Origin of the sequence: Rhodococcus sp. NPDC076796, from assembly GCF_040702765.1 — a bacterium.
Taxonomy (GTDB): Bacteria; Actinomycetota; Actinomycetes; order Mycobacteriales; family Mycobacteriaceae; genus Rhodococcoides.
Map to the genome: position 1 here is coordinate 178,118 of NZ_JBFBMS010000003.1, position 16,185 is coordinate 194,302.

The 16,185-nt window shown below is 66.3% G+C and carries 10 protein-coding genes; all 10 read right to left on the reverse strand.

Features of this window, described 5'->3' with window-relative positions:
- Positions 1-10 precede the first annotated feature (10 nt).
- Positions 11-583, reverse strand: a complete 573-nt coding sequence (locus tag AB0366_RS11025) for an A24 family peptidase (RefSeq protein WP_366243985.1) — start codon at positions 581-583, stop codon at positions 11-13.
- Between the two features lie 103 nt (positions 584-686).
- Entirely contained in the window at positions 687-1,499 is an 813-nt protein-coding gene (locus AB0366_RS11030) for a shikimate dehydrogenase (RefSeq protein ID WP_366244404.1), read from the reverse strand.
- A gap of 1 nt (position 1,500) precedes the next feature.
- Entirely contained in the window at positions 1,501-2,907 is a 1,407-nt protein-coding gene (locus AB0366_RS11035; RefSeq protein ID WP_366243986.1) for an endolytic transglycosylase MltG, read from the reverse strand.
- On the reverse strand, positions 2,904-3,434 hold the full coding sequence (gene ruvX, locus AB0366_RS11040) for a Holliday junction resolvase RuvX (protein ID WP_317803903.1): 531 nt from the start codon (positions 3,432-3,434) through the stop codon (positions 2,904-2,906). Before ruvX ends, AB0366_RS11035 begins: the two co-directional genes overlap by 4 nt.
- 5 nt (positions 3,435-3,439) lie before the next feature.
- Positions 3,440-6,109 (reverse strand): alanine--tRNA ligase, encoded by a 2,670-nt coding sequence (alaS, locus tag AB0366_RS11045; protein WP_366243988.1) that lies wholly within the window; start codon positions 6,107-6,109, stop codon positions 3,440-3,442.
- Positions 6,110-6,152: 43 nt separating this feature from the next.
- Positions 6,153-7,547: a replication-associated recombination protein A gene (locus AB0366_RS11050; protein ID WP_366243989.1), complete on the reverse strand. Its 1,395-nt coding sequence runs from the start codon at positions 7,545-7,547 to the stop codon at positions 6,153-6,155.
- 49 nt (positions 7,548-7,596) lie between these two features.
- Positions 7,597-8,766, reverse strand: a complete 1,170-nt coding sequence (locus tag AB0366_RS11055; protein ID WP_366243990.1) for a kinase — start codon at positions 8,764-8,766, stop codon at positions 7,597-7,599.
- Positions 8,767-8,921: 155 nt separating this feature from the next.
- Positions 8,922-9,821 (reverse strand): transglutaminase family protein, encoded by a 900-nt coding sequence (locus AB0366_RS11060; protein WP_366243991.1) that lies wholly within the window; start codon positions 9,819-9,821, stop codon positions 8,922-8,924.
- Positions 9,821-12,382: a circularly permuted type 2 ATP-grasp protein gene (locus AB0366_RS11065; RefSeq protein WP_366243992.1), complete on the reverse strand. Its 2,562-nt coding sequence runs from the start codon at positions 12,380-12,382 to the stop codon at positions 9,821-9,823. The genes AB0366_RS11060 and AB0366_RS11065 overlap by 1 nt, the downstream gene beginning before the upstream one ends.
- A 290-nt stretch (positions 12,383-12,672) precedes the next feature.
- Positions 12,673-16,062 carry a transglutaminase family protein gene (locus tag AB0366_RS11070; RefSeq protein WP_366244405.1) on the reverse strand — a complete coding sequence of 1,130 codons (3,390 nt, stop codon included), beginning with the start codon at positions 16,060-16,062 and terminating at the stop codon, positions 12,673-12,675.
- Between the last annotated feature and the right edge of the window lie 123 nt (positions 16,063-16,185).

Below are 16,185 nucleotides of genomic sequence, written 5' to 3' on the forward strand. Positions count from 1 at the left end.
GAACATCTTTTCACGCCAGGGACGCCGCGGATGCCAGCAGGGTGGCCCCGCACATGGACGGGCCGTGCGCGATGCGGGCTCGCCTGTGCCCGAACGCCGCGGCAACCGACCCCACCACGGCAGTTGCCAACGGTGCCGACAGCGCGGCGATCGCCCATCCTTCCCCACCACCCATGCATGCGATCGAGCCGACCGACCAGGCGAGTTTGACGTCCCCCGCTCCGAACGCCGCGGGCGCGAGAAGATGAACGACGAGGTAGATCGCGAACAGCAGAGCGCCGCCGAGCAGTGCACCCGCCGAACCGGTGAGCACGAGCGCGGTCGTGACCACCATCGCGCCGGGGACGGTCAGGACGTTCGGCAACCGGCGTCGCTGCAGGTCGACAGCGCTGAGCGCGGCGAACCACCACGTCGTCATGCACAACGGAACCGCGTACTCGGTACCGCCGAACCGCCACCAGACCCATCCGGTCCCGAGTGCACACAGCAGCGGCAGGAGCCGAGGCTCCCATCGGACCAGGCAGCGGCGCATCGTCATCCCCGCGGCGGCACCGACCACGACCGCGACACACAGACCCATCATGATCGAAGGGTTGCACTGCGGCAGCGATCGGTTGTGTCGAAAGCCCAGGTGGCAGATTGCCCTGTGTACAACTCACGGCCTGTGGACTACCGCCGGTCCGAACTCAGAGCATGGTGGTCAGCGCGTCCCGCATGATCACTCGCGGGGCCGGCCTGCCGGTGAACTGTTCGACCTGCCCGTACGCCTGATTGAGCAGCATCGACAATCCGCTGATGACGGTTCCACCGGCCGCCTCCACGGCAGTGGCCAGTGGCGTCGGCCAGGGATCGTAGATGGCGTCGAGTACCAACGGCGCATGGGCGAGATCCGACGCGATGTCGGCCGCTCCCGCCGCGGGAACCGTGCTGACCAGTACCGCCGTGGCCGCTGCGACAGTGGCGAGACGAGGGTCGGTCATGTCCACGAACTCCGCGCGCATTCCCGCGGCGACGGCGCAGTCCAGTGTGTCCCGGGCGCGGTCGGCCGACCGCGCGACCACGGTGACCGCAGTAGCCCCGAGCCCGGCCAGCGCCACGACCGCCGGCCTCGACGTTCCCCCGGCACCGACCACCATCACCGTGCTACCGGACAGGTCCTCGACTCCGGCGTCGCGCAGTGCACCCACGATTCCGTCCACGTCCGTGCAGTCGGCACGCCAGCCCGACGCGGTGCGCACCAGGGTGTTCGCCGAGCCGGCCAGAACGGCCCGCGCGGTGCGCTCGGTCGCGTACGCCAGCGCCGCAACCTTGCCCGGCATGGTGACCGACACACCGACCCATTCGGGACCGAAACCGTCGAGAAGACCGGGCAACTGCTCACCGGTGCAGTCGATGCGCTCGTAGGTCCAGTCGGCGAGGCCGAGCGCGCGATACGCAGCACAGTGCAGCACCGGCGACTTCGAGTGTTCGACAGGACTGCCCAACACGGCGGCGCGCATGTCAGCGGCCGCTGTCGAGGAAGCCACCCTCGACCCTGGTGATGTTCGCCAGGTGTTCCTCGTAGCTGCGGGTGAACAGAGTTTCGCCCGCCTGGTTGATGGTCACGAAGTACAACCAATCACCGTCGGCAGGCATCTCGACCGCCTGCACCGCACCGATACTCGGCGAGGAGATCGGGGTTGCCGGCAGCCCCTCGCTGGCATAGGTGTTCCACGGGGTGACACGGGCTCGGTCGGCGTCGGTGGTGGCCACCTCGGTTGTGTCGAGCGAGTAGTTGACGGTCGAGTCGAACTCGAGCTTCTGCGGCACCGCGAGGCGATTGAGGATCACCCGGGCCACTTTGCTGAAGTCCTGGGGCAGGGACTCACGTTCGACGAGCGAGGCGGCGACGAGGGTGTCGTACGGAGTCAGCCCGGAGTTGGCACCGGCGGTGAGGATTCCGGTGTCCTCGTAGCGAGTCGCACTCTCGGACACCAACTGCTTCAGAATGTCGGTCGGAGTCGCGCTGGGGTCGAAATCCCAGGTTCCCGCGGCGATCAGGCCTTCGAGCTGCCGGTCGCGGTCCGGAACACCTTCGACGCGATCTGTGGCCCAGTCCGGGACGCCCAAGGCAGCCGGGTCGTCCACGGCTCCTGCCGCGTTGAGATCGTCGTAGCTCACGCAGGTCGGGGTTCCACTGCCGGTTCGGTCCACGCAGCTGGCCTCGGAGATCAGGGTGTAGATGCCCTTCTTGACGGCATCGGTGTTCACGTCGCGCGCGTCGTGGAGCTGTCGGCCCTCCGAGATCACCATGTTGCCCACCCGGGACGCGGGGTCCACGAGTTCGGTCACGGCCTGCGATGCAGGCACGTTGCTGGCGAGCAGATAGAAACCGGGTTGAACCGAAGTGATGGCATTGTTCAGGAGGGCTGCCTCGAGGAACGCACCCGAGCTGGCCACGACACCCTTGTCCGCTGCCTGGGTACCGATCTGCTGTGCGGTGTCGTTGGGATTGACCTGAATCACCACGCCGTCCCCCGGGGAACCTGCGGCGAAGTCCGCGTTCGGTGTCGTGCGATTGCCGAACTTGTTCACCGCGAAATACCCTCCGCCCGCCACGGCCACAAGCAGTACGAGCCCGAGCACTGCAGCCACCAGCCGGCCGCGACGCTTGCGGCTGGACGCAGCTCGGTCCTTGCGGCTCGCAGCACGGCTGCGGCCGACTTCCTGGGGCACCGCCCCGGGCCCGGCCTCGGTTTCCCGATCTGCGTTGCGAGAGGCCCGGAGGTGCGGTTCCTGACGCTGCGGATGGCCCTGCATGCGTCGGTCGAACTCGCTGCCCTCGTCCACGGAATAGCCGATCGGGTCGGTGTGCGCCTCGTCCGAGCGCGCGTCTCGCCGGTCCCGATCGGGCCCTTGGTTGTTCACTCGTCGACCTCCGTCGATCCTGAATTGTTCGCTGCACGATCCGACACGGCACGGCGCTCGTCGAGCCAGCCCTGCAATATCGCCACCGCCGCAGCCTGATCGATCACCGATCGTTGGTTCTTGGCTCGCACTCCACTGTCCCGTAACGCGCGCGATGCGCTCACGGTAGTCAGTCGCTCGTCGGCCATCCGAATCGGTACATCACCCAACCGCCGGTACAGGGAGCGGCCGAATCTCTCGGCTGCATCGACGGCGCTGCCGCGCTCTCCGCGCAGCGTCCGAGGAAGCCCGATCACGATCTCGACGGCCTCGTACTCGGCGACGATCTCCGCCACCCGCACCACGTCCGGCGCGTCGGGACCCTTGATCTTCGACCGCGGCACGGTCTCGACCGGCGTGGCGAGTACCCCGTCGGGATCGCTCGAGGCGATGCCGATGCGGACGCTGCCGACGTCGATGCCGATACGACGGCCGCGTCCGGGATCGTCGACGCCTGGCCGATCGGGGCCGCGCCCCTGAGCTACCACGATCGTCAGTGGGTCGTGAGTTCGGTCAGCCGAGCCCGGGCGGCGTCGATACCGGCTGCGATTCCGGCGACGTCCGATCCCGACCCCTGAGCCAGCTCTGGCTTGCCGCCGCCTCGGCCACCGATGCTCGGACCGAAGGCCGCCACCAGATCGCCTGCCGCGACGCCTGCATCCTGAGCTGCCTTGTTGGTCGAGACCACGAACGGGACCTTGCCGTTCACGGTGCCGAACAGCACCACCACGGCCGGATCGGTGCCCAACCGTCCGCGAATGTCGGTCACCAGGGTGCGCAGGTCATTGCCGCCGACGCCGTCCGGTGCCTGAGCGACCACCGCTCGCACATCACCGAATCGCTCGGCCTTGCCGACGAACTCACCTGCCGAGGCCAGCACGGCAGCGGCCTTGACGGCGTCGAGTTCCTTCTCCGCGACGCGCAGGCGCTCGACCAGGGTTTCGATGCGAGCCGGGACCTCCTCGGACGGCACCTTCAGCGAGGACGCGATGCCGGCCAGCAGTGCGCGTTCCTTGGCGAGATAGCGGTACGAATCGAGGCCGACGAAGGCTTCGACTCGGCGCACTCCGGAGCCGACGGACGATTCACCGAGAATGGTGACCGGTCCGATCTGCGACGAGTGCTGCACGTGCGTACCACCGCACAGTTCCATCGAGAACGGTCCGCCGATTTCGACGACGCGGACTTCGTCGCCGTAGTTCTCGCCGAACAGGGCCATCGCGCCCATCTTCTTGGCGCTGTCGAGGTCGGTGACCAGAGTGTTGACCGCGAAGTCCGAACCCACCGCGTCGTTGGCGACGTTCTCGATGTCGTCGCGCTGGGCCTCCGAGAGCGCGCCCTGCCACGAGAAGTCGAACCTGAGGTAGCCGGGCTTGTTGAGCGATCCTGCCTGCGTCGCGTTCGGCCCGAGGACCTGTCTCAGTGCCGCATGCACCATGTGGGTACCCGAGTGGCCCTGCGTCGCACCCTTGCGCCAGGCGTGATCGACGTCGACGTGGACGGTGTCGCCTTCGGTGATCTGACCCGACTCGACCACGGACTTGTGCGTCCAGAGCTTCTTGGCGATCTTCTGCACGTCGTTGACCTTGACACCGAGGCCCGGTGCGGTGATCGTGCCGATGTCGGCGATCTGACCACCGGACTCGGCGTAGAGCGGACTGCGATCGAGAATGATCTCGATGCTGTCTCCCGCAACCGCGGTCGGAACCCGGACGCCGTTGGAGATCAACGCCAACACCGTTGCGTCGGAACCGAGTTCGTCGAATCCGGTGAACTCGGTCGGCGAACCGTCGACGAAATCCTTGTAGACCGTCAGGTCGGCGTGCGCGTGCTTGCGAGCGCGGGCGTCGTCCTTGGCCCGGTTGCGCTGCTCGGCCATCAGCGATCGGAATCCGTCCTCGTCGACCGACAGCCCCGCCTCGGCGGCCATCTCGAGCGTCAGATCGATCGGGAACCCGTAGGTGTCGTGCAGCGCGAATGCTTCGGCGCCGCCGATCTTCTTCGCACCCGCCGCCTTGACTGCCTCGGCTGCGCCTTCGAACAGTCGTGAGCCCGAGGTGAGGGTCTTGAGAAACGCCGTCTCCTCCCCCACTGCGACGGTGAGGATGCGATCGAAGTCGGTCACGAGGTTCGGGTAGGACTCGGCCATCGTGTCGCGCACGACGGTGACGAACTGCGCCATCGTCTCGTCGGGTGCTCCCAGCAGACGTGCCGAGCGCACGATGCGGCGCAGCAACCGGCGCAGAACGTATCCGCGACCGTCGTTGCCGGGATTGACTCCGTCGGAGATCAGCAGCGCGGCGGTACGCGCGTGATCGGCGATCACGCGGAAACGCACGTCGTCGTCGTGATTCGCACCGTAGGCGCGTCCCGAGAGCTCCTCGGCCTTGGCGATCACCGGCCGAACGAGGTCGGTCTCGTAGACGTTGTCCACGCCCTGCAGCAAGAATGCGACGCGCTCGACGCCCATGCCGGTGTCGATGTTCTGCTTCGGCAGCGGACCGAGGATCTCGAAGTCGTCCTTGCTGATCCCCTTGCCCCGCTCGTTCTGCATGAACACGAGGTTCCAGATCTCGATGTACCGATCCTCGTCGGCCTCCGGGCCGCCCTCGGCACCGAACTCGGGTCCACGATCGTAGTAGATCTCCGAGCACGGGCCACAGGGACCGGGAATGCCCATGGACCAGTAGTTGTCGGCCATTCCGCGACGTTGAATTCGATCGTCGGGCAGGCCGGCGATCTCCTTCCAGAGTTCGATGGCCTCGTCGTCGTCGAGATACGCAGTGGCCCAGATGCGCTCGGGGTCGAACCCGTAGCCACCGTCCTGGACACTGTCGGTCAACAGCGACCAGGCGTGCCGAATGGCGTCGCGCTTGAAGTAGTCACCGAACGAGAAGTTGCCTGCCATCTGGAAGAACGTGTTGTGGCGGGTGGTGATACCGACGTTCTCGATGTCGAGGGTGCGCACGCACTTCTGGACGCTCGTCGCCGTCTTGTACGGCGGTGTCTGCTGACCGAGGAAGAACGGCACGAAGGGGACCATGCCCGCGTTGACGAACAGCAGGTTCGGGTCGTCGAGAATCAACGACGCACTGGGTACTTCGGTGTGTCCCGCCTTCACGAAATGGTCGAGGAAACGCCTGCGGATCTCATGGGTCTGCACAGATACAGGTTAGCGTCGTCAGACCCTGTGCCGACTCGAGGGCCTATCGGCCTCGGATGATGCGTCGCAGTTTCCCCACCCTGGTCGCGATTTCGCGCTCGGCACCGTGTTCGGTGGGCTCGTAGTAGTTCACGCCCACCAGCTCGTCCGGCGGATACTGCTGCCCCAGCACGCCGCCCGGACTGCTGTGCGGGTACCGATACCCGACGGCGTTTCCCAGTCCCTGCGCTCCCTTGTAGTGGCCGTCGCGTAGATGCGGCGGCACCGATCCCGACTTGCCTGCAGCCACGTCGGCCATCGCCGCACCGAGTGCGCTGATCACCGCCCCGGACTTGGGCGCCGTCGCCAGGTGGATCGTGGCCTGCGCCAGCGCCAACCGCGCCTCGGGCATCCCGATCATCTGCACCGCGCTGGCAGCGGCCGTCGCGGTCTGCAGCGCGGTGGGATCGGCCATCCCGATGTCCTCGCTGGCGTGCACCACCAGACGCCGCGCGATGAACCGCGCGTCCTCGCCTGCCGTGATCATCCGCGCCAGATAGTGCAGGGCGGCGTCGACGTCGGATCCTCGGATCGACTTGATGAACGCACTGATGACGTCGTAGTGCTGATCTCCGTCGCGGTCGTACCGCACGGCGGCCTTGTCGACACTGGCCTCGACGGTCGCGAGGTCCAACGTTCCGTCGGTTGCGGCGCCCGCTGCCGCCTCGAGGGCGGTCAGCGCTCGGCGGGCGTCACCGGCCGCGAGACGCACCAGGTGATCCATTGCGTCCTCGGCGATGGTCACCGCACCGTCCAGGCCGCGCGGATCGTTGGCGGCGCGAGTGAGCAACAACTCGATGTCATCTGATCCCAGCGGCTGCAACTGCAGAACCAACGATCGGGACAGCAGCGGAGAGACCACCGAGAACGACGGGTTTTCGGTGGTCGCTGCCACCAACAACACGATCCGATTCTCGACGGCAGCGAGCAGTGCATCCTGCTGCGTCTTGGAGAACCGGTGCACCTCGTCGATGAACAGCACCGTCTGCTCGCCCGAGAGCAGTCGGCGTCGCGCCAGTTCGATGACGTTGCGCACTTCCTTGACACCGGCCGACAGGGCCGACAGCGCCTCGAACTTGCGCCCGGTCGCCCCCGAGATCAGCGACGCCAGCGTCGTCTTGCCGGTTCCCGGTGGACCGTAGAGCATCACCGAGGATGCGCCGGAGCCCTCGACCAGCCGGCGCAGCGGTGCGCCGGGAGCCAACAGATGAGACTGCCCGACCACCTCGTCGAGGGTCGTCGGACGCATTCGCACCGCCAGCGGTGCATCGGGCCTGATGTAGGTGGACGTCGGACGGGACTCGGCGATCGTCGCCTCCGGCGCCGCAGGCGTGTCGAAGAGTCCGTCGTCGCCGAACTCGTCGCTCCCCGAGATATCACTGCCGATGCCGCCGCTCACCGGTCGAACGCTACCGATCGCGCTGTGGAAAATGCGAACGACGTCGTGGCTACCGGTCCCACTTGGTGCGCAGAGCAGTGCCGACCGATGTTGCGTATTCGGCGATACCGGTCTCGCCGACGCGCGCAGCACTGTCCGCCAACGACGCCCACCGCGAGATCAGTGCCTGCGACCGCGGAACGGACAGATGGTGAGCACGCGCCGCTGCGATGCGAGTGTGGTCGTCGGGCAGGAACCAATAGGTGCTCAGCCATACCCAGATCAGACGTGCGTCGAGGATCTTGCTCGCCAGCGTGGTGTCGTCGGCCAACGCCGGCCAGATGCCCACCACTTCCGCGCGCCACGCGTCGATCATCGCCTGCTCGCGATCGTGCGAGAGTTCGAAGCTGCACAGACAACCGGGGAACGACGCCAACGCATAGGTGATGTCGAGGGTGGCGTCACGAAATCCGCCCCACTCGTAATCGAGGAACCGTACGCCCTCGTCGTTGACGATGATGTTGTCGGGGCACAGGTCGGACGGGCTGAAGGCGCGAAAAGCTCCGTGCGCGAACAGTCGACCGCTGCGAGAGACGCGATCGAGAATCGCATCCGGGGTCGTTTCGACGCCGAGGAGATCGGTCAACAGGCCGGGAACCTCGGCGAGCGCGTCGGGTATCTGGGCGGAGATCCCGTCGGTGGAGTCGGGTTGCCCCACCCGCCGCAACAGAGCGGCGAAGTCGTCCTCGCGGCCGACGGTGGCGGCGTGCATGCGGCCGAGCGCCTGGGCCATGGCCATCAGGGAATTGGTCACCGCGGCTTCGTCCGAGTTGCGCAGCAGAGTGGTGATGGGACTGGCGTCGCCGAGATCGCTGAGCACCAACAGCCGGGCATCGAGATCGTAGGCGTGCAGCTCGGGTCCGGGCCTGCTGTCCGTGGCCAGAGCGTTGGCGAACTGGTACGACGCTGCCTCGCGCAGGAAGGCGCTCTTGCCCGAGATGTCGGCGAGCTCGCCGTGCAGTTCGGATTCGGCAGGCAGGTCGCGAACCTGCTTGATCACCAGGGTGCGGGGCAGCTGAAAAGGGTTCTCGGAGACTCGGACTCGCAATACGACCGCTTGGCCGCTACCCCCCAGATTCACCGGGTCGATCAACGTCACCGGAGCTCCGGTGCGTTTGGTGAGGAGTCGCTGAGCTGCTGCTACTACCTCTGATACAGGGTCTGCCAGTGTTGCGGTCATCGATATCCAAGCTACCCGTTCGCTGCGTTCTGCTGTGCTGTGTCGACGACTACGAATGAGACACGATTGCCCGCTTTGCGGCATTCGTCGGTTCACATCCCCAGATTCGACCAGGTGGTCGGTTCGCCCCGAGCCATCGAATTATGCCGGGTTCGCTACTGCGGTGCAACGTCCACGGAAACGGCGATGGTGCTCTCCTCCGCCTCGGTGTAGATCACCCCTCGCAGTGGAGGTACGTCGGCGTAGTCGCGTCCCCACGCCACGGTTGCGTACCGCTCGTCGACCAGCTGATCGTTAGTGGGATCGAAGGCGAGCCAGCGATCGTTCGGCATCCACACCGCAGCCCACGCGTGGGTCGCGTCGACCCCGATCATCCGCTCCTTACCCGGCGGAGGTTCGGTTGCGAGATAACCCGAGACGTACCGCGCCGCGAGACCCTGGGACCGCAGACACGCGATGGCCAGCCGGGCGAAGTCCTGACACACTCCCGATCGCGCGGCGAGCACGTCGACCACAGTGGTCGAGACCGTCGTCGAGCCGGAGAGATAGCGGAAATCGGTGAAGATCCGATGCGTCAGATCGACGATGACGTCCGCGAGGGGACGACCCGGCCAGAAGCTGGGTGCAGCGTAGGCGCGTACCTCGTCGGTGATCTCCGGGGTCGGCAGATCCAGAGCGAACTCCACAGCCGACGCACGGGCCGGTTCCGCTGGCACGTTCGCGCCGAACAGCGCCATCCGAGCGGACTCCCAGGATGCCGTCGCCGGCCATGACGTGGTCTCGTCCGCCGGGCGCGGATACACCTCCACCAGCGAATCCGCCGTCACCACCAACTTCTCGTGGTCGTGCGTCACGTGGAAGTACACATCCTCGTTGCCGTAGACGTCCACGCCGAAGGATTGATCGGTGGGTGCCGGCTCCACCGTGACCGACTTCTCCACGCAGTGCTGCCCGTCCATGTCGCGCGGCGCGAGGAATCCGCGCCCGTAGGACGAAGTCACGCGGTCGGAGTACGTGTAGGTGGTGATGTGCTTGATTCGGTACCGACGACTCATCACCGCACCCCGTTCGCAGTTCGGACGTTCGAGCTGCCCCACAGCGGCTGCGTGCCACCGGGCAACGACATGTGCGTGGCGAGGACGACGCGAGACAGTTCCTCGAGCGAGTCGTGAATGCCGTCCACCAGCTCGAGCAACTCCACCCGTCGACCGTTCGCGTCGACCGATTCCAGATCCCCCGGGTCGACCCGCCGCAACCGCACCCGCATCTGCTCCACGAGCTGCTCGGGCCGCGACGTACCCGATGCATCGGGCAAAGAACCAAGGTCGTCCCGAAGCCGATCGAGCTGGTAGACCAACGCTCGAGGGTTGCCCTCGTCGAACAGCAACAGCTGCGCGACGGCTGCCGGGCGCGCGCGCCCACTGTTGCGTCTGCGGTAGATCACCGAGGACTCGGCTGCGGACAACACCGAATCGATGACCGCCTGTTCGGTGGACGGAGTGAGAGCGTGGCTCAGTGTGGCCGAGAGCAGCGAAGTCAGCTGCAGACCGCGCTCGATACGTTTACCGGCGTCCATCAGGTACCAGCCCGCGTCTCGCACCATCGACTCCGACGCCAAGCCGGCCAGCGCGAGCAGACCACGCAACACACTCGACTGCGACGACGCCAGTTGCGCGCCGTTGTGAACCGGCGACTCGGCCAACTCCTCGAGTGCGGTGTCGATCCGGTTCAGAACCGCCCAGGTGTCGTTCGAGAGCTGGTCGCGCACCGCGCGCGCCGCTTGCTGCATCCGGTCCACCGATTGCGCCAGCGACCCCATACGTCCCGTCGAGAGCATCAACGAGCGCATTTCCACGGTCGCGTCGCCGCGGTTCTTCTCGTCGAGAAATCCCGGCCAGGTGCGCGAGACCTTCGTGACCGCTTCGAGAAGGATCGGCAGACTGTCACTGCCTTCGAGCCACGGCATCGAGCGGTAGTCCTGATTGCGTTCGCGCGCAGCGATGAGCAATCGAGTCATGTCCTCGGCGCGTTCGCTGTAGCGGCCGAACCAGAACAGGTCGCCGAGCACACGCGGGGAGCTGACGACATCGACGTTGGACGCGGCGTACTGCGGCAACTCCTCCACCGTGGCGGGCGGGGTGTGCGGCGCAGAGTCGGCCGGGGTGACCCGTTCCACCGACTTGACCCATACGTCCTTCGACGCCACCGTGATGAGCGGATCGGTGACCGGTGCGGTGAGCACCACCTGCCCCAGACCGCCGCGCATCGGTGTGTAACCGCCCCGCTGCGCAACCGTGAACAGCCGCATCCCCACCTGTGCGGGGGCCACCGACAACTGCGAACCCGACCCGCCGTCCATCGACGAACCGACCGGAGCCAACGAGAACTCGGGAACTTCCTGCCCGGTCCACTTCCAGGGCTCGGCAACGATTCGATTCCACAGCTCCCTGGCTGCGACGTCGGTGAGGTCGTGCCCCACCACCGTGCGACGCGAGGTGGTCGACCGCAGCACCAGCGAACGCATCCGGCTACCGATGTGCGAGAGCTGAGTCGGGTCGCCGCCCCAGTAGGTCTGTACCGAACCGAGAATCAGATCCTCGTCCAGCAGGCCACGGCTCAACGCCGGAAGCAACGGAAGCAGAGCCTGGTTCTCGAGCACACCGCTACCGAGGGTGTTCACCACGCTCACGGCCCCGCGCCGCAGCACCTCGACCAGACCGACGACACCCAGGTGCGAATCCGGGCGTAGATCGAGTGGGTCGGCGAACTCGGCGTCGACTCGGCGCAGCACCACATCCACCCGGCGCAGCGTGCCGAGCGACCGCATCCACAGACAGCCGTCACGGACCACGAGATCGGCATTCTCCACCAGGGGAAAGCCGAGAACCGTTGCGAGATAGGCCTGATCGAATGCCGTCTCGGAATGCGAACCTGGACTGAGCACCACCACGACCGGATTCTCGGCCGATGCGGGTGCCGCATCGCGAAGCGCCAGCCGCACCGCGCGAGCGAACGTCGAGAGCGGCCTGGGATTGCTCGCCTGGAACAACTCGGGCATCGCGCGCGACATCACTCGCCGATCGGCGAGCGCGTACCCCACTCCCGACGGTGCCTGCGTGCGGTCGGCGATGACCCGGAACTCGCCGTCGGAACCTCGCGCGACATCGGCGGCATGCATGAACAGCTGATGCGGCCCCGGAATGGTGATCGCGTGCGCCGTCCGCAGATAACCCGGGTTGCCGAAGACCAACTCCGGCGGAATCAACCCCCGACGAACGGTTTCCTGGGCCCCGTAGATGTCGGTGAGCACCGCATCGAGCAGCATCGACCGCTGAACCAAACCGGCTTCCAGACGATCCCACTCGTCGGCCGCGACAACCAACGGAACACTGTCCAACCCCCACCGAACAGCACTGGGTAGCGCTTCGCTGCCACCCGACGGAATCGGGTTGTACGTGATGCCATGGTCGTCGACCAGACGGCTCACCCGCGACTGCAACGTCTGCATGGCACCGGAGCCGGCCTCACGCAAGCCGTCGACCAACTCCGCCCAATGCGGGCGGACGGCGTCGTCGGCGTCGAGCATCTCGTCGAACCGATCGACGCGACCGGTCACGGCCTCGCGTCGACCGCGATACGCGAGCCACGACGACCCGGCTCCACTCGAAACATCTTCGTTCCTGCCGGCTCCACCAGAGACATCTTCGTTCCTGCCGGCTCCACCAGAGACATCTTCGTTCCTGCCGGCTCCACTCAGGGTGGTATCCACGGGCACCATCGAGCCGTTGTTCCTTCCGTCGGTCGATCACACTCCGCCGCCGAACGGCTCCGCTACCCGCGGAACCGCCCGATACGCGTCGGACCGAGATCGCTACCGGTCGACTCGTTCTCCTGTGCAGTCGCGCGTCAGGACGTGATGACTCCGGTCCGGCGCAGGTCGAGCATGCCGGGCGCGGACACATCGATCGCTTGGCGCGCGTGCATCTCGAGCAATCTTGCTACGTCCACCTTCCCCGAGGTGAACCCACCCTCCTCGAAGCGGCCGTTGCGGCGTGCTTCGGCTTCCACCGAGTTGACGGGAGGCCCCTCGTACGAACGTCCGCCCGGATGCACGACGTGGTACGAGCACCCACCGACTGCGCGTCCGGTCTGCATTTCCACCAGATCGAAACGCAGTGGACTCTGTACCTCGATCGTCGGGTGCAGAGCACTCGGCGGCTGCCAGGCGCGGTAGCGCACACCGGCGACCTGAACGTCCTGACGCTCGGTGCGCAACATCGGCACCGGCACCCCGTTGCACGTCACCATGTATCGGCCCGCATCCGCTCCGGCGACCTGAACCTGAATTCGCTCCACCGAGGAGTCCACGTAACGCGCGGTGCCCGAGGACGTCGATTCTTCGCCGAGGGTGTTCCAGGGCTCGATGGCACCCCGCAATTCGATCTCGGCGTCACCGACCACGGTGGTACCGATTCGGGGGAACCTGAACTCGGTGAACGGATCGAGCCAACTGGTGTCGAAATCGATGCCGTGCTCACGGAGGTCCTCGACGACACGACCGATATCGTTGATGACGAAGTGCGGCAACATGTACCGACCGTGCAGGTTGGCACCGTGCCGGATGAGAGGTGCTTTCAGCGGGGTGTCCCAGAACCGCGAGACCATCGATCGCACGAGCAGTGACTGCACCATCGCCATCTGATGGTGCGGCGGCATCTCGAACCCACGCAGTTCGAGCAGTCCCAGTCGGCCGCGAGTGGAGTCGGGACTGTAGAGCTTGTCGATGCAGAACTCGGCGCGGTGCGTGTTGCCGGTGATGTCGGTGAGCAGGTGCCGCAGCGCTCGGTCGACGACCCAGGGCGACGCCGATCGGTCGGCCCCGGTCAGTCGCTCGATCTCACTGAATGCGACCTCGAGTTCGTAGAGCGATTCCTCCCGGCCCTCGTCGGCGCGAGGTGCCTGCGACGTGGTGCCGATGAAGCGGCCCGAGAACAGGTACGACAGCGACGGGTGGCGCTGCCAGTGAGTGAGCAGCGACACCAGCAGGTCCGGTCGACGCAGAACGGGTGAATCGACAGGCGTCACGCCGCCGAGAGTGATGTGGTTGCCGCCGCCGGTTCCGCGGGTGGTGCCGTCGTTGTCGAATCCTTCGGTGCTCAACCGGGACTGGCGAGCCTCGAGGTAGAGACGCTCCATCAGGTCGTTCTGTTCGGCCCACGAGGAGGTCGGTTGCACGTTGACCTCGATCACACCGGGATCCGGTGTGACGGTGAGGGTTTGGATACGCGGATCCGAAGGCGGGCCGTATCCCTCGATCACGACGGGGGTGTCGATGGTCGAGGCCGCCTTCTCGACGCGTGAGACGAGGTCGACGAAATCGTCCAACCGATCCATCGGGGGCATGAACACGTGCAGGACGCCGTCACGGACCTCGGCGACCAGCGCGGTGACGGCGGTTCCGCCCACACCGGACGTCTCGTTCACCAGCTGCGCGTACCGCGACTCGGCCGGGTTCACCGCACGCGGCGGTTGCTGCGTCAGCTGCGGTGTGGGCAGATCCGGCTTGGGAGCGGTGGGGTCGGCCGGGTTCTCGACCGGTCCGCCGTCCCAGGAGATCGCCCGGAGCGGCAAACGCAGACCCGCGGGAGAATCGCCTTCCAGCAACACTATTCGGCCACGGCGCAACTTCCAGTCCGAGCTCTCCCAGCCGGACCCGTCCTCGGTCCGCGAGATGGGCAGCACGAATGCGGCAGGCTCGTCGGTACTGGCATCGAGCCGTTCGAGCAGTTGTTTTCTGGCGTCCGCGGAATCGGCTCCCGGTTCGAGGTCCTCGTCGTCGGCGGGCGGGTCACCGTAGGGCTGGCGAACCAGGTCCAACAGTTTCACCAACGGGTCCTCGTAGGCGGGACGCGCTTGTGAGGCAGGCAGTCCGAGCGCCTTGACCAACTCGTCGATCAGTTCCTGCGACGCCGAGTTGTCGACCGGTTCCGGGCGCAGGTCCTCCGCCAACCAGGGATCGGCGATTAGGTCTGAGTCGTGCCACAGGGCTTGACCGTCGGTGCGCCAGAACAATCCCACCTGCCACCGCGGCAGCGGCTCGCCCGGGTACCACTTGCCCTGGCTGCGCTGCACCAGACCGTCGGGTGCGTAGATGGTCCGGAGCCGTTCGGCGAGCACACTTGCCAGCTTGCGCTTGTGTGGGCCATCGGCCGTGGTGTTCCACTCGGGCGCTTCCTGATTCTCGATCGCGACGAAGGTGGGCTCACCGCCGACGGTCAACCGTATGTCCTGATCGAGCATCCGCTTGTCGATCTTCTCGGCTGTCGCCTTGATCGACTCCCACTGTTCGGCGGTGTAGGGCAACGTCGTTCGCGGGTCCTCGTGGACGCGGACGACGGTGTTCGAGAAGTCGAGTTCGGCCTTGCACTTGCTCGTCGCACCGGAGATGGCTGCGGCAGTCGAGGGGTGCGGCGTCGCCGACAGTGGAATGTGGCCTTCGCCGGCGAACAGGCCCGAGGTCGGATCCATCCCGACCCACCCCGCACCGGGAAGATAGACCTCGGTCCAGGCGTGGAGATCGGTGAAATCCTCCACCGGCCCGGACGGACCGTCCAACGACTTGACGTCGGAGGACAACTGGACCAGGTAACCCGAGACGAAGCGCGCTGCCAGACCCATCTGACGCAGTACCGACACCAGCAACCACGCCGAGTCGCGGCACGACCCGACGGCGGACGTCAGGGTCAGATCAGGGGTCTGCACTCCGGGTTCCATGCGCACGGAATACCCGACGTCCCCCATGACGGCTTGGTTTGCCATCACGAGGAAATCGATGGTGCGCAACGACTCTCCGCGTTCGACGACGGCTGCCTGCAGCTTCTCCACCCAGGCCGAGACCACCGGGCCCGGTCCGGATCCGGCCTTGCCCTCGTCCACCGGGCGCAGGTACGGCTCGAGGTCGGGAAGGTCGTGCTCCTCGTACGCGAAGCCGAAGTGCTCGGCCCACTCCTCCACGAAGAAGTCGAGGGGGTTGATCGACGCCATGTCCGCGACGAGTCCGACGGTGATCGACAGGTGGTCGGTTCGCTCGGGGAAGACCACCCGAGCAAGGAAGTTTCCGAACACGTCCTGCTGCCAGTTGACGAAATGCTCGGCCGGTTCGATCTTCAGCGAGTACGCCTCGATGGGAGTACGCGAGTGCGGTGCCGGTCGCAGCCGAATCTCGTGCGGAAAGATCTTGACGGTGCGGTCGAATTTGTAGCTGGTGCGGTGTTCGAGTGCAACCTTGATGCCCACGGCGAGCCCCTCGTGATAGTCCCGGTATGGGTAGAACACCCAACCCTAGTAGGACCGGGCTCGGTGCGCTCGGCGAGGAATCGTGTCCGAAATGTGCCGACCGGGCGGGCGCGTAGTGCTTGA

Bases quoted from the DNA above. Each gene is read 5' to 3' on its own strand.
- AB0366_RS11025 (WP_366243985.1), bottom strand. From the start codon at position 583: ATGATGGGTCTGTGTGTCGCGGTCGTGGTCGGTGCCGCCGCGGGGATG.
- AB0366_RS11030 (WP_366244404.1), bottom strand. From the start codon at position 1,499: ATGCGCGCCGCCGTGTTGGGCAGTCCTGTCGAACACTCGAAGTCGCCG.
- AB0366_RS11055 (WP_366243990.1), bottom strand. From the start codon at position 8,766: ATGACCGCAACACTGGCAGACCCTGTATCAGAGGTAGTAGCAGCAGCT.
- AB0366_RS11060 (WP_366243991.1), bottom strand. From the start codon at position 9,821: ATGAGTCGTCGGTACCGAATCAAGCACATCACCACCTACACGTACTCC.